This window comes from Spirosoma spitsbergense DSM 19989 (genome assembly GCF_000374085.1).
Taxonomy (GTDB): domain Bacteria; phylum Bacteroidota; class Bacteroidia; order Cytophagales; family Spirosomataceae; genus Spirosoma; species Spirosoma spitsbergense.
In genome coordinates this window covers 49,086-62,462 of sequence record NZ_KB893558.1, presented here as the reverse complement: position 1 = coordinate 62,462, position 13,377 = coordinate 49,086, and the positions used below count along the sequence as shown (strand labels likewise).

The following is a 13,377-nucleotide window of genomic DNA, read 5'->3' as shown; positions in this document are numbered from 1 at the left end:
AGAAACGGGGTCAGCCTATCCGACGAGAATTGATCCCCAACCGGGTCAGCATCGAGCAGCGGCCAGCCATCGTGGAGACGAATACCGAGCTGGGCCATTGGGAAGCGGACACGGTTATCGGGAAAGGTCACGATGGTGTACTGCTAACCCTGGTCGAGCGGTTTACCAAGTACGTGCTGATTGTTAAATTGGCTTCTAAAAACGCCCGTGCTTTAGCGAAGGCTGCTATCAAAGCCCTGCGCAGAAGTGGACTACCCGTCAAGACCGCACGGGCCTTTAGATTTACAGTGTTGTGCGATTCCAAGATAGTCGTGTAACTTAAAGCCCTCACAAACTGTGAGAAACCAACCCCGGTGGGATAGCTTAGCGCACGGGCCAGGCAAACCCTATGGGCCGATTGAAGCCCCACCGGGTTCTTAATTTTTAACCTCAAATAGAAATGCGGGTTCGCGGCCCATTAGCAAGGTAATGAGGAAAATTAAGTGTTGGTTACCACTTTTAACCAAGTCAAAGATATGAATTTCACCCATTTCATTGGTATTGATGTCTCGAAAGATACCCTGGATTTTGCCGTTGTAGCCACTAACAAAATCTTGTTTCATCAGCAGGTCAGCAACGACAAAAAAGGCATTACTCAGTTCCTCAAAGAGCTTCGCAAACAAACCAAAGCCAAACTGGTCGATTGCCTGTTTTGCCTGGAGTTTACGGGAATCTATAATAACCCTTTATTAAATACACTCCATTCCCAAACCTCAATTTGGGTGGAGCGAGCCGCCCATATTAAAGATAGCCTGGGTTTATGCCGGGGCAAAACGGACAAACTCGATTCGAAGCGTATTGCCTTGTTTGCCTACAAGAACCGGGAAGATGCTCGTTTGTGGTCACCTCCACGTCAGGTTATCAGCCAGTTAGATCGGCTTACCGCGCAACGAGCACGCTTAACGAAGGCCATCAAATTGTTAAAAACTCCCCTTTCTAACACTGAGGGCTTTCTTAGTAAAGACGATCGAAAATCCAATCAGCAGGCTTGCTGTCAGTCCTTGATAGCACTCAAAGCAGATTTAAAAGCTACAGACAAGTCAATTGCTGAGGTGGTTGAAAACGACCCTGAACTCAAGCACCTTTTCGAACGAATGACCTCTATTAAGGGCATTAGCCAGACAACGGCAGTCGAAGTGATCATCACCACTAATGAATTCAAGAGCATTACAGATCCCAAAAAATACGCTTTTTATGCGGGTGTAGTTCCTTTTGAACACAGTTCGGGTCAGCGGAAGGGGAAGCCTAAAGTCAGTCAAATGGCCAATAAAAAAGTGAAGTCATTATTGCATTTAGCCGCCTTGTCAGCTATTCAGCATTGTAGCGAACTGAAGGCTTATTACGAACGAAAAGTGGCTGAGGGCAAGAACAAAATGCTGGTCATCAACAATGTTCGCAACAAGCTTGTACTTCGCATTTTCGCCTGTGTTCGGGATGATCGAAATTATGACGAAAAGTATAAACATGCACTTGCATAGATCATAGAAATCGGCCCCGCATTTTTCTCCACTCGGCATAGCAACGGGTTAGTGGAAGGGATTAATAACGCCATCAAGACCTTGAAGCGAGTGGGCTACGGTTTCCGAAACTTTGAGCAGTTTCGAGAGCGCATACTCGTCAACTTTCTCCAACCACTATAGAGTCGGAAGAACCAAGATATTTACCTTGATATAGCCGGTCAGTTTCAGGTTCAATTAGAGTAAAGTAAGTCAAAGTGGGAATTGCTGTTAGTACATACAGGTTTTTTTGCGGGTTGCCCCAACGGTACGGAGTACTGAAATAAATTTACCCAATGCCATGAATATTACGCAGGTGCGTGAACATCTTCACCGATTAATCGACGAAGTCGATGATTTATACGTTCTGAACGGATTATACCGTAACCTCATCGCCGACAAGCGTCAGCGCGAAGCCTATGAGCAGGAACAGGCGAAAAAACAGGCTCGCCCTGATAAATCGGCGCGCTGATTGCCGTTAGTTAGAAAGGCTGCTGATGGTGAGCGCAATGATGACCACGTTGAAAATAAAAGACAGCACGCCGTGAGCTAGGGCCGTTCGGCGAATAACCTTTGAACCAATGGTCACGTCGGACACCTGGCTGGTCATACCGATGACAAAGGAGAAATAGGCAAAATCGAGGTAGTCCGGCTCGGTATCATCCGAAAAATCCAGCCCCCCAGGTCTTTTTTTCTGGTTCGCGCTACTGCCGTAATACAGGTGAGCGTACCGATGAATAAAGACCGTGTGTACCAAACTCCAGGCACTGCCAACGGCCAGAACGGGCAGTATAAGATGCTCCGGCCTGTTGGCATCCATTGAATTGAGCAAGGCTTTAACGGCAAACAGACTGGCCAGCGCAGCCGCCAACGAAAAAAACAGTATCCAGGTTCGGCTCGAATCCTGCATGCGGGATAGCTTCGGCAAATCGCGCGGATGCAGTACGAGGATAGCAGTCCAGGACAAGACGAGCACCATCAGCGCAAACGCAACCCAAATCGATGTGATGCGGGCCGGCACGTTAAAATCGTCGGGGACCGTAAAATATGCCCCTCCTGACACCGCCAGAGCAATAATGAATCGATGATGCGCATCAAAGCGCGCAATTTTCTCTATCAGTCGGGCAGCCATGTGGGCAATTGGAAAAGGGTCGGTACGAAGTACGGTTTTTGGTGGCTGTACCCCAAATTTTCAGGTTTTTTTAACCCGCGGTCGTACCTTCGTTCTCTCAACAGTCCAAGTGATATGCCTTCTCCAAACTCACACCTTATTGTCCAGATTGGAACAAAAAAGGATAATGCCGTTCTCTCAAAATCGCAGAAAGAGTTTAACCGACTAACCCGCAAGATTGAAACACTAACGGCCGACCTGCACGACCTGCGCGAAGCGGCTGTACATATCCAGCAACGGGTGCAAAAAGATTACCGGCCACTGGTGGAGCAGTACAGCCAGTTCCGGGCCGAGATGGTGCGCCTGTTCGATAGGGTGTATGACGGAAAAACAGTTACGAAGACCGAAAAAAAGAAACTGGCAGACCTCATCCAGAAAATAGCCTTTGAATTGATTTCAACCTACGGGATCGACGACCTCAAGCCCATCTACGACAAGTATAATACCGAGGGTTTCGATCAGGTAAATACCCAGGCCGACGAGCAAACGGCCGACATGATGAAGGAAATGATGGAAACGATGTTTGGCATTCAGTTCGATGATGATGCTGACGTGAGCGATCCGCAAAAAATGGCCGCTTACATGCAGGAAAAAATAGAACAGCAGCAGGCCGAACAGGGAAAAAACAAACGACAGAAAGCCGACAAACCCAAAACGGCCAAACAGCAGGAACGCGAAGCCAAAAAACAGGCCGAAGCGCAAAAGATTACCAAAGCGGTCCGAACCCTATATATGGACCTGGTAAAGGCATTTCACCCCGACCGGGAACCCGATGAAGCGGAGAAAGGGCGCAAAACAGAAATCATGCACCGCGTAACGGAAGCGTACGAAAAAAGCGATTTGCTGGCTTTATTGCGACTACAACTCGAATTCGATCGCATTGACCAGGCCCATCTGGAAAGCCTGGCCGAGGAGCAGCTTAAATACTATAACAAAATTCTGAGGCAGCAAACCCAGGAACTGGATGAGGAATTAGTTTCGCTTCACGACGAACTGGCCGTCATGACGGGTAAACCGGCCTTTGCCGTTAGTTCAAGAATAGCCCTGGAGTTTAGTCTAAACAGCGATATTGCCCAGCTGAAACGGGACATCAAACAAATCAAATCCGACGTAAAAGCGTTTGCTGACCCCAGCGTATTGAAGCAGTGGTTGAAAACGTACCGGATTCAGAAACCGGATGAATTCATGTTTTTCGATTTGATGTAGCAAGGCCATTACTGTTGGCATTGGCGATTTTAGAGGACAATTTCTATAATCCAGTTCTTTAACACCAGCTCAATCCCCTGGGGAATAGCCAGTATTACGGATAGTGACGAAATCGCCTTCCTGCAATATTTCCGGAAAAAGCTGGCTTCTCCAATGATTATACGGACGGGAAAAGCTTTTTCGAAATTTTCAACCATCTTGCTCCTTTATTTGACGTACCCATAGCCTACCGCTGTTTTTACTGAGAATTATGAAAGAGTATATCCGACCTATTAATCGTTTGCTCGTTGCCAACCGGGGCGAAATTGCCATTCGTATCATGCGGGCAGCTACTGAACTAGGTATCACGACTGTTGCTGTTTATACCTACGAAGACCGGTATTCACTCCATCGCTACAAAGCCGATGAAGCCTACCAAATTGGCCGGGATGATGATGCGCTGAAACCATATCTGGATGTTGAGGGCATTATTCTGCTGGCGAAACGGCGTAAGGTAGATGCCATTCACCCCGGCTACGGTTTTCTGTCGGAGAATGTGAAGCTGGCCCGCCGGTGTCGGGAGGAGAATATTATTTTCATCGGCCCATCGCCCGAAGCGATGGATGCGCTGGGCGATAAAGTGCGGGCTAAAAACCTGGCTACCAAAGCGAACGTACCCCTTATCCCTGACTCACGGGAGCCGGATATGACCCCCGAATTTGCCCTGACCGAAGCCGAGCGAATTGGTTTTCCGGTCATGGTAAAAGCTGCCGCCGGGGGTGGTGGACGCGGTATGCGCGTAGTACGGCAGGCCGAAGATTTTTCGAAAGCATTCTCCGAAGCCAAAAATGAAGCCCGGAATGCCTTTGGCGATGATACCATTTTCCTCGAAAAGTTTATTGAAGACCCCAAGCATATTGAGGTGCAGTTGCTGGGCGATCAGCACGGAAATATTGTTCACCTCTACGAGCGCGACTGTTCGGTGCAACGGCGGTTCCAGAAAGTGGTAGAAGTAGCTCCATCATTCGGGCTAAAGCAGGAAACAAAGGATAAACTGTACGCCTATGCCCTGCAACTGGGCCGGGCCGTCAATTACTCCAATGCCGGAACGGTCGAGTTTCTGGTCGATATGAATGAAGATATATTCTTTATTGAAGTAAATCCCCGGATTCAGGTTGAGCATACCATTACGGAAGAGGTAACGGGCATCGACATTGTTCGGACGCAGATTCTGATTGCGATGGGCTATAAGCTTTCCGATAATGGCATCTATATTAAAAATCAGGCCGATGTTCCGCTGAATGGGTACGCCATCCAGTGCCGCATCACCACGGAAGACCCTGCCAACGGCTTCAAACCCGATTTTGGCACCATTACGGCCTACCGGAATGCAGCCGGTTTTGGCATTCGTCTGGACGAAGGCAGCAGCTATGCGGGCATGAAAATATCGCCCTACTTCGACTCCATGATCGTGAAGGTGTCGGCACGGGGGCGTACGCTCAAAGGCGCTACCCAGCGTCTGGCACGGGCGTTGATGGAATTCCGGATTAGGGGGGTAAAAACCAATATCGGCTTTCTGCAGAATGTCATTAATAACCCCATTTTTCAGCGGGGCGAAGCGCGGGTTTCGTTTATCGAAACCCACCCCGAACTGTTCAAATTCCGTAAACCACAGGACCGCTCGACCCGGGCACTCAATTACCTGGCGGATGTGATCGTGAACGGTAATCCGGCGGTAAAAAATAAAGACGACAGTAAAGTATTCCGGACGCCCGTTGTACCGGCATTTGATACCTACAGTGCCTATCCCGCTGGCAACCGGGACCGCCTGAAGGAGCTAGGCCGCGATAAATTTGTGCAGTGGACAAAGGAGCAAAAGAGTATACTATACACGGATACGACGTTTCGCGATGGCCATCAGTCGTTGCTGGCCACCCGCGTTCGTACGCAGGACTTGCAGAAAGTAGCAGAAGGGTTTGCCAAGAGTCACCCCGAACTGTTTTCCATGGAGGTATGGGGTGGTGCTACGTTCGATGTGTCGATGCGTTTTCTGTACGAAAGCCCCTGGAAACGCCTGGAAGCCCTGCGCGAGGCCATGCCCAATATGCTGCTGCAAATGCTTTTCCGCGGCTCCAATGCCGTTGGCTATTCGGCTTATCCCGATAACCTGATTGAGAAATTCGTGGAGCAGTCCTGGCAATCGGGAATCGACGTGTTTCGTATTTTCGACTCGCTGAACTGGGTTGACGCCATGAAGGTAAGCATGAAGGCTGTTCGTGAGCGGACCGATGCCCTTTGCGAAGCTGCGATCTGCTACACCGGTGATATCCTCGATCCTAAACAGACAAAATACACGCTCCAGTATTATCTCGATATGGCTCGCCAGCTCGAAGATGAAGGGGCAAACCTGCTAGCCATCAAGGATATGGCGGGGCTACTAAAACCACTGGCTGCCGATGTGCTGGTGCGGGAGTTGAAAAAGGCGGTAAGCATTCCGGTTCATCTGCATACGCACGACACGGCGGGTATTCAGGCGGCTACCTACCTGAAAGCCATTGATGCCGGGGTTGATATTGTCGATTGTGCCCTCGGAGCTTTATCCGGCCTGACATCACAGCCAAACTTTAACTCCGTGGTAGCTATGATGCAGGGTCACGAGCGCGAGTGTCCGGTCGACCTGGATTCCCTGAATGCGTATTCCAACTACTGGGAAGATGTTCGGGAGTACTACTATCCGTTTGAGTCGGGTATGAAAGCGGGCAGTGCCGAAGTGTACGAAAACGAGATTCCCGGCGGGCAGTACTCCAACCTGAAACCGCAGGCCATTGCCACCGGACTGGGCGATAAGTTCGAGTTGCTGAAGAAGAACTACTCGGTAGCCAATCAGTTATTTGGCGACATCGTGAAGGTTACGCCTTCTTCCAAAGTGGTAGGCGATATGGCCATTTTCATGACGGCCAACAACCTAACGGCTGAAGATGTGCTGACGCGGGGGGATTCACTGACGTTTCCCGAATCAGTAAAAGGATTTTTCAAGGGAGAACTGGGGCAGCCCGTAGGCGGTTTCCCGCAGGATATTCAGCAGGCCATTCTCAAAGGGGAAAAACCCATTACGGATCGCCCCAATAGTCATCTGGAACCCATCGACTTCGACGCTGATTTGAAAGCTTTTCAGGAGAAGTACCCGCACAGTGATGGTTTCGTGGACTACCTGTCTTACCAGATGTACCCGAAGGTATATGATGCGTATTACAAGGCTAATGAGCAATACGGCAACGTTAGTATCATACCAACCCCCGCATTTTTCTACGGTTTGAAGGAAAATGAAGAGATCCTGATCAACATCGAGGAAGGCAAAAACATCCTGGTTCGGTTGCTGTTCAAGTCGGAGCCGGACGAGTTCGGAATGCGTACCATCACGTTTGAACTGAACGGCCAGAGTCGCCAGGTTCAGGTACGGGACAAAGCCTCGAAGGTGGAGAAGGAAATGAACGCTAAAGTGAGCAAAGAGGGTGATATAGGGACGCCCCTGCAGGGCCGACTGACGCGTATTCTGGTAAAAGCCGGGGATACGGTGAAGAAAAATCAGCCTCTGTTCGTTATCGAAGCCATGAAAATGGAAAGTATCGTAGCGGCTCAGAAAGAAGGAAAAATAGTAAAAGTAGTGTTAAAAGAAGGCGCTGTGGTGGAGCAGGACGATTGCGTAGTGGAATTGTCTTAATTTTGCAGTGTCAACAATGCTTTACGAAAACCAGCAGGCAGCATGGTGTCTGTTGGTTTCTCTTTTACCATTAAACTAATTCACATGAATGCTGAACAACAAAACCCGGAAGGTGCCATCGACGTTGAGTTGAGTGAAGAAATTGCTGAGGGGATTTACGCTAATCTGGCCATGATTGCACACTCGAATAGTGAGTTTATACTGGATTTTATCCGAATGATGCCGGGTGTTCCCAAAGCAAAAGTAAAATCACGTATCATCCTCACACCCGAGCATGCCAAGCGATTGCTGGAAGCGCTACGGGAGAACATAAGCCGTTACGAAGAGGCCTACGGCGGCATCAACGAGCCAAATGATGCGTTCCGATTTCCGGCCGGCGGATTTGGCGGGCCAGTAGGGCAGGCGTAAAAGAGGTTTACGGTTGCGCGAAATCACCCATTAAACTTACAAGCTATGATGTTGGATTGAACGCATTTCAAGGCTTCCTATAGCCATAAGCGTCAAACCGTAAACTATAAACTTCTTCCCTTCCCTCTTGTCATTCAGTCGGTTTTCCGTATCTTTGCACCTCAAAATTCGGGAAGACTGTTTTTTCACAACTAACATCAAGAATGCCTACTATACAACAATTAGTGCGTAAAGGCCGCGAAAAGCTGATCGACAAGTCAAAGTCGCCTGCTTTAGATGCCTGCCCACAACGTCGTGGTGTATGTACACGGGTGTACACAACCACGCCGAAGAAGCCAAATTCGGCCCTTCGCAAAGTTGCCCGCGTTCGCCTGACGAACGGCCGGGAAGTAAACGCCTACATTCCGGGCGAAGGACATAACTTACAGGAACACTCTATCGTGCTGATTCGCGGTGGCCGGGTAAAAGATTTACCGGGTGTACGCTATCACATCATCCGGGGTGCTCTGGATACGGCTGGCGTAAGCGGTCGTCTGCAAAGCCGTTCCAAATACGGTGCCAAACGGCCAAAACCAGGTCAGGCTCCTGTTAAGGGCGGTAAAGGTGCGCCACCGGCAAAAAAGAAAAAGTAATTAAATCAACTGCCCGTTGAAATACACGGCAGAGTAAGATCAAAAATCTGAAGCAATTATGAGAAAGGCGAAACCGCCCAAGCGTTACGTATTACCCGACCCAAAGTACAAAGAGGTCCTCGTAACCAAATTTGTTAATAACCTGATGTACGAAGGCAAGAAGAGCCTGGCGTACTCCATATTCTATGACGCGCTCGACGTGGTGGCAAAACGCACTAGCGAAAGTGGTCTGGATACCTGGAAGAAGGCATTGAACAACGTCATGCCATCAGTTGAAGTAAAAAGCCGTCGTGTCGGTGGAGCTACCTTTCAGGTGCCAACCGAAGTACGGGCAGACCGAAAAGTCGCAGTAGGCATGAAATGGCTTATTAAGTATGCTCGTTCACGCGGTGAGAAAACCATGGTTGACCGGCTAGCCGCCGAAATCGTTGCAGCCGCTAAAGGCGAAGGTGCAGCGGTGAAAAAGAAGGACGATACGCACCGTATGGCCGAAGCCAACAAGGCGTTCTCGCACTTCCGTTTCTAAATCAACCGTACAGGCCAGCGTCCCGATGGTCCTTGTATTGACAAAAGCTCTCCAGTTTTGGGGAGCTTTTGCTATTTTTGACCAATGACTACTTTAGAAAATAATCACCTCCGTGTCACTATTCGCCCCGAAGGGGCTGAGCTTACATCTATTATTCATAAAGCCAGTGGTATTGAACACCTCTGGCAGGCCGACCCAGCGGTGTGGGGCTGGCATGCGCCTAATCTGTTTCCCGTGGTAGGCGGCTGTCTGAATAATCAGGTACTGATTGATGGGAAAACGTACCCGATGGAGCGGCATGGTTTTACCCGGACTTCGTTGTTCGAAACGACGGAATCGACCACTACGCACGCTGTTTTTTCGTTACGGTCAAGCGAGAAGACACGGGTACATTTCCCGTACCAATTCAAGTTTCAGATTAGCTATGAGCTGGATGAAGCCCGGTTGCTTGTCACGTATAACGTTGTCAATCAGGATGAAAAAACTGTTTTTTTCTCCGTTGGAGCGCACCCGGCTTTCGCCGTTCCTTTTAACGCAGGAGAAGCTTACGAAGATTATTATCTTGAATTCGAGCAGGATGAAGCATTAGAAACTCATCTGCTCTCAGCAGCAGGCTATTTCACTGGCGAAACGAGACCCGTTCCTACCAAAGGCCGTCATTTGGGCTTAACAAAACATCTTTTTGATAAAGATGCGCTGGTTTTCAAAAACCTCGCTTCCCGGCGTGTGGCCATATGCACTGACAGGCACAACCATGCCGTTATCCTGGACTATCCTTCTTTCCCTTATCTGGGTTTATGGGCAAAACCCGGTGCCCCGTTCGTCTGTATTGAACCCTGGTTAGGCTGTGCCGATAGTGAGGGACAACCGAAGCCTATTCAGGAGAAAGAACTGATTCAGTCTGTAGAAGCGGGGCGCGTGTTCGAAACTTCATTTTCGATAACGATCATATAGCGACTATTGCGTTTCTTCCAGTGATGTAAAATCCTTGAACGTGCGCTTGAGGGCTTTATCCGTTGCTTGCTTTCTGCTTTGCCAGTTGGCATCCAGCTCTAGGGCTATCAAACCGCTAAGACTCATTGAATTGCGAAAATCATCCAGCTTTTTAATGAAGTCTCCACTGCGCCGGGCCGATTTTAACGCAAATTCACGGGCAAATACATCGCCTTTGTTCTGTAATTCACTCCGCTTGGCGAGTACGTAGTTGTAGCGGTCCAGCAAATCTTTCATCGACTTACCAATCACTTCGGTTGCCTCCAGCGTACCCATTGTCAACACGGCCGTACCACCAATAGCAGAAATGACACGCCCATTCTTCTGCACATCCGTACTCGTACTTGCCCCCGTAACAGCGGGGGTTACGCCCGTTACGGCCCCCAACGATGCATTGGCTACCGAGCGGTTTCGTTTACCCCCCTTGGCTTTTTTGTAATCGTGTTTGAGTTGTTCCTCTTTCTCGCTCAGTTGCTCAATAAGCCCCCATGCCTGAACCAGCAACTGTCGGTATTGGGTATAGTAATACCGATCCTTTTCGGCCTCGTTGACGGTATTCAGCACGGTGAATGTAATCCGGCGTTCGGCCCGATTCTTAGCTTTGTCGAGCACATAAAACGTAATCTGAACACCCAGAGAGTCATAGGGATCTTTTACGAACGCGTAGCCAGGTTGCCAGATGAATTCGTACTGATTGTTCGTGTTTTTGACGAGTGCGGTTTTAGGAATATCCTGATTGTCTGATAAAAAATCAAAGGTTTCTACATCATCTTCGCCGTTTTGGTCGGAGAGGTAAAACTTCAGGTTAACGGTTGCATTCTCCTTCAGCTTGTAGTGCCTTTCGCCGGGTATTACGGTGATATCAGGGGGAAGGTCCATCTGGGTTGCTTCCACTTTCAGTCGTCCTTTGGTACGCGTTTTGGCCGGCTGATCTTCTACCCAGAATTCAATATACTGCGGTGTCTGCCTGACCTTATTAAATTGATTCTGAGACAGCGTCCAGGTTAATTCCCCCTGCGATGTTAGCTTGCTGCCTTCGGGCATCTGATCAGCAATAGGGATAAATACCAGCGGGTCGCCATCGTCGTCATGCACTACCTGCGAATCCATTTTATAAGTATTCTGCGTGCGGTAGCTTACGTAAAATGGCCTTAATTCGCTGATTACGGGAGGACGATTAACATCCAGTACTTTAATCTCAACCGTATGAGAAGCCGTTTGCCCCTGCCTGGTGTGGACATCAAAAGTTACCGGATAAACTTTCGTTGTTTGAAGTCGGTCTGCCAGACCAAAGCCGGGTGTCCAGCGGAAATGGCCGGTTGAATCAATCGCCATCCCCTCCTGTTTATCAGCCCCCAGACTAAACGTTACCGAGTCCTGCGCTATGCCCGCAACTTTCAGGTCTAACCGGATGGTACCGCCCTCAGGTACTACATTCCAGTTGGCTTGTGTCGGCAACAAAAGCTGTAACGATTTCGAATCCTGCGCATAGCTACTATCAATGATACTACTGAATAGCAACCACGCTAATATACCGGCAGTTCGGTTCATAGTTAGGTTGGGGAGAGGTCCGTTTTAAAGAACGTAAAAATAAGGTGAAGATTTTGTCCCGGTAGCCTTTGCTTCCTTTTTTAAGACTTTTCTTAGCCAATAGGCTAGTATCGCCTATAATAATTATATTTTCCCGGGAAAAAACAATACTGACTTATGCGGGTGAAAATGGGGATCCCTTTTCAGTGTCGGCCCTGCTTACCCTGAAAAGGGATGGCTACAATCAATGTTTCGGCAGGCTATATGACCTACCATAAAAAAGATCGCTCCCTGATCCATTAGGGAGCGATCTTATAAAACAGTGCCTGTTTTTATTGACCGTTACTTCTTTGGAGGAGTTGTGGCAGCAGGCTTGGTAGCCGTTGTACTGCCACCCGTAGAAGCGGCTTTGGCCGCAGCGGCTGCTTTGGCAGGGTCAATACCCAGCTTTTTCAGCACCGAATCGGTAATGTTATTCTCTTCGGGAGCAACCAGCAGGATAGGAATCGTGTTGGCACCTGCATCCAGATTGAACACATACTGATAGTTCTCTTCTTTAGCTACTGCATCAATGGCCTTTTGAATTTTTTGCACGACCGGGTTAACCAGTTGCTGGTACTTGGTTTGCAGCGATGTTTGAGCCGTTTGGCTAAACTCCTGAATCCGGGACTGTAGCCCCTGCAATTCGGTCTCACGGTCCTTACGAATAACGTCCGACATTTGGGCTGCCCCTTTTTCGTAGGCACCGTATTTCTCTTCCAGTTCTTTCTGCATCCGCTTCAGCTCATTTTCTGTCTGAGTCCGCTGAATAGTTAACTGGTTCTGAATATCTTTTGCTTCGGGCGTTTGCGACAGAACGTAATCAATGTTCGTATAGCCTAACTTCAGCGCTCCGGCTGCGGCAGTCGTAGCAGGCGTTGCGGTTTGGGCTTGTGCCTGTGCGTTTAAACCGCCTACTAGTAGGGCCGCTGCAAACGCCATGACGATGTGTTTCTTCATCTCGAATTGTTTGTTTGTATTACTTTGGTTTTGTAGTTGTTTTATTGGTTGGACTAGTATTGGTAGCGGTTGGTTTAGTGTCTAGTCCCAATTCTTCCATCACATAGTCCGAATAGTCGTGCCTGGGATTGGTATAGAGCATCACAAAATCGGAGGCTTTATCAAAAATAAAATCCAGTTTCTTCTGCAAACATACTTTATCCAGTGCCCGTTGCAATAACTCCATCGGAGCTTTTATTAATTCCTTTTTCTTCTCGAATAACAAGCCCTGATACCCAAATACTTTGTTATTATACTCGCGGGCTTCGCGCTCCTTATCACTAATTATCCGCTGACGCTCGCGTTTCATATCCTCGGTCAGCAGAATCTCCTCGGCCTGATACGCTTTTTGCAATTTCTCGATTTCGACATACTTGTCCTGAATGTCTTTGGACCATTTATCGGCAAACTTGTCAATCTCGCTCAGTGCCTTCTGGTATTCGGGCATCTTGCCAAAAATGTACTCCGTATCGATATACCCAAATTTTTGGGCTTTAACGGGAGTTGCTAACCCAATAGCGGACAAAAGTACGAAAAATAGGGCTTTTTTCATTGGTGATCAGTCAATTTTTGCAGGAAGTGATTGATTTTCAAGGTTCGTTTACTCAAATCAGGTAAGTCATATAGTACTTAACTGA

The 13,377-nt window shown here is 48.6% G+C and carries 14 protein-coding genes; 10 read left to right on the top strand and 4 right to left on the bottom strand.

Annotated elements, in window-relative coordinates; genetic code table 11:
* The 4 genes from B157_RS35790 to B157_RS39075 form a co-directional block, all read left to right on the top strand.
* The coding region (locus B157_RS35790) for an IS30 family transposase (RefSeq protein ID WP_020605070.1) at positions 1-317 on the top strand (317 nt) is incomplete at its 5' end.
* A 198-nt stretch (positions 318-515) separates the two neighbouring features.
* Positions 516-1,517 carry an IS110 family RNA-guided transposase gene (locus B157_RS0119925; protein WP_020605069.1) on the top strand — a complete coding sequence of 334 codons (1,002 nt, stop codon included), beginning with the start codon at positions 516-518 and terminating at the stop codon, positions 1,515-1,517.
* Positions 1,518-1,679, top strand: a complete 162-nt coding sequence (locus tag B157_RS37580; RefSeq protein WP_084761845.1) for a transposase — start codon at positions 1,518-1,520, stop codon at positions 1,677-1,679.
* A gap of 157 nt (positions 1,680-1,836) precedes the next feature.
* Entirely contained in the window at positions 1,837-2,007 is a 171-nt protein-coding gene (locus B157_RS39075) for a hypothetical protein (RefSeq protein ID WP_020604561.1), read from the top strand.
* Positions 2,008-2,013: 6 nt separating this feature from the next.
* On the opposite strand, the gene B157_RS0119915 is transcribed toward B157_RS39075, so the two are convergent.
* The gene (locus B157_RS0119915) at positions 2,014-2,667 is read right to left on the bottom strand and encodes a DUF1345 domain-containing protein (RefSeq protein ID WP_020605067.1); all 654 of its coding nucleotides are present in this window, start codon (positions 2,665-2,667) and stop codon (positions 2,014-2,016) included.
* Between the two features lie 114 nt (positions 2,668-2,781).
* On the opposite strand from B157_RS0119915, the gene B157_RS0119910 reads away from it, so the two are divergent.
* From B157_RS0119910 to B157_RS0119880, 6 genes are all read left to right on the top strand, one after another.
* Complete coding sequence (locus tag B157_RS0119910; protein WP_020605066.1) at positions 2,782-3,912, top strand: SPFH domain-containing protein; 1,131 nt, start codon at positions 2,782-2,784, stop codon at positions 3,910-3,912.
* A gap of 250 nt (positions 3,913-4,162) precedes the next feature.
* On the top strand, positions 4,163-7,612 hold the full coding sequence (locus B157_RS0119900) for a pyruvate carboxylase (protein WP_020605064.1): 3,450 nt from the start codon (positions 4,163-4,165) through the stop codon (positions 7,610-7,612).
* 84 nt (positions 7,613-7,696) lie between these two features.
* On the top strand, positions 7,697-8,020 hold the full coding sequence (locus B157_RS0119895; RefSeq protein WP_026308821.1) for a DUF3467 domain-containing protein: 324 nt from the start codon (positions 7,697-7,699) through the stop codon (positions 8,018-8,020).
* 203 nt (positions 8,021-8,223) lie between these two features.
* Complete coding sequence (gene rpsL, locus B157_RS0119890; protein WP_026260665.1) at positions 8,224-8,652, top strand: 30S ribosomal protein S12; 429 nt, start codon at positions 8,224-8,226, stop codon at positions 8,650-8,652.
* Between the two features lie 58 nt (positions 8,653-8,710).
* Positions 8,711-9,178: a 30S ribosomal protein S7 gene (gene rpsG, locus B157_RS0119885; protein ID WP_012928933.1), complete on the top strand. Its 468-nt coding sequence runs from the start codon at positions 8,711-8,713 to the stop codon at positions 9,176-9,178.
* A gap of 84 nt (positions 9,179-9,262) precedes the next feature.
* Complete coding sequence (locus B157_RS0119880) at positions 9,263-10,132, top strand: aldose 1-epimerase family protein (protein ID WP_020605062.1); 870 nt, start codon at positions 9,263-9,265, stop codon at positions 10,130-10,132.
* 3 nt (positions 10,133-10,135) lie between these two features.
* Here the strand turns inward: B157_RS0119880 and B157_RS0119875 are convergent, their stop codons facing one another.
* The 3 genes from B157_RS0119875 to B157_RS0119865 all read right to left on the bottom strand — a co-directional run bounded on the left by B157_RS0119875 (position 10,136) and on the right by B157_RS0119865 (position 13,292).
* Positions 10,136-11,722, bottom strand: a complete 1,587-nt coding sequence (locus tag B157_RS0119875) for a hypothetical protein (RefSeq protein ID WP_020605061.1) — start codon at positions 11,720-11,722, stop codon at positions 10,136-10,138.
* 321 nt (positions 11,723-12,043) lie between these two features.
* Complete coding sequence (locus tag B157_RS0119870; RefSeq protein ID WP_020605060.1) at positions 12,044-12,700, bottom strand: OmpH/Skp family outer membrane protein; 657 nt, start codon at positions 12,698-12,700, stop codon at positions 12,044-12,046.
* A gap of 19 nt (positions 12,701-12,719) precedes the next feature.
* A complete protein-coding gene (locus tag B157_RS0119865) occupies positions 12,720-13,292 on the bottom strand; it encodes an OmpH/Skp family outer membrane protein (protein ID WP_020605059.1) in 573 nt (190 codons plus the stop codon).
* Positions 13,293-13,377: the final 85 nt, after the last annotated feature.

Excerpts from the sequence above, each read along its gene's own strand:
- B157_RS0119870 (WP_020605060.1), bottom strand. The coding sequence starts at position 12,700 with ATGAAGAAACACATCGTCATGGCGTTTGCAGCGGCCCTACTAGTAGGC.
- B157_RS39075 (WP_020604561.1), top strand. The coding sequence starts at position 1,837 with ATGAATATTACGCAGGTGCGTGAACATCTTCACCGATTAATCGACGAA.
- rpsL (WP_026260665.1), top strand. The coding sequence starts at position 8,224 with ATGCCTACTATACAACAATTAGTGCGTAAAGGCCGCGAAAAGCTGATC.
- B157_RS0119865 (WP_020605059.1), bottom strand. The coding sequence starts at position 13,292 with ATGAAAAAAGCCCTATTTTTCGTACTTTTGTCCGCTATTGGGTTAGCA.
- rpsG (WP_012928933.1), top strand. The coding sequence starts at position 8,711 with ATGAGAAAGGCGAAACCGCCCAAGCGTTACGTATTACCCGACCCAAAG.
- B157_RS0119895 (WP_026308821.1), top strand. The coding sequence starts at position 7,697 with ATGAATGCTGAACAACAAAACCCGGAAGGTGCCATCGACGTTGAGTTG.
- B157_RS0119910 (WP_020605066.1), top strand. The coding sequence starts at position 2,782 with ATGCCTTCTCCAAACTCACACCTTATTGTCCAGATTGGAACAAAAAAG.
- B157_RS0119900 (WP_020605064.1), top strand. The coding sequence starts at position 4,163 with ATGAAAGAGTATATCCGACCTATTAATCGTTTGCTCGTTGCCAACCGG.
- B157_RS0119915 (WP_020605067.1), bottom strand. The coding sequence starts at position 2,667 with ATGGCTGCCCGACTGATAGAGAAAATTGCGCGCTTTGATGCGCATCAT.
- B157_RS0119875 (WP_020605061.1), bottom strand. The coding sequence starts at position 11,722 with ATGAACCGAACTGCCGGTATATTAGCGTGGTTGCTATTCAGTAGTATC.
- B157_RS0119925 (WP_020605069.1), top strand. The coding sequence starts at position 516 with ATGAATTTCACCCATTTCATTGGTATTGATGTCTCGAAAGATACCCTG.
- B157_RS0119880 (WP_020605062.1), top strand. The coding sequence starts at position 9,263 with ATGACTACTTTAGAAAATAATCACCTCCGTGTCACTATTCGCCCCGAA.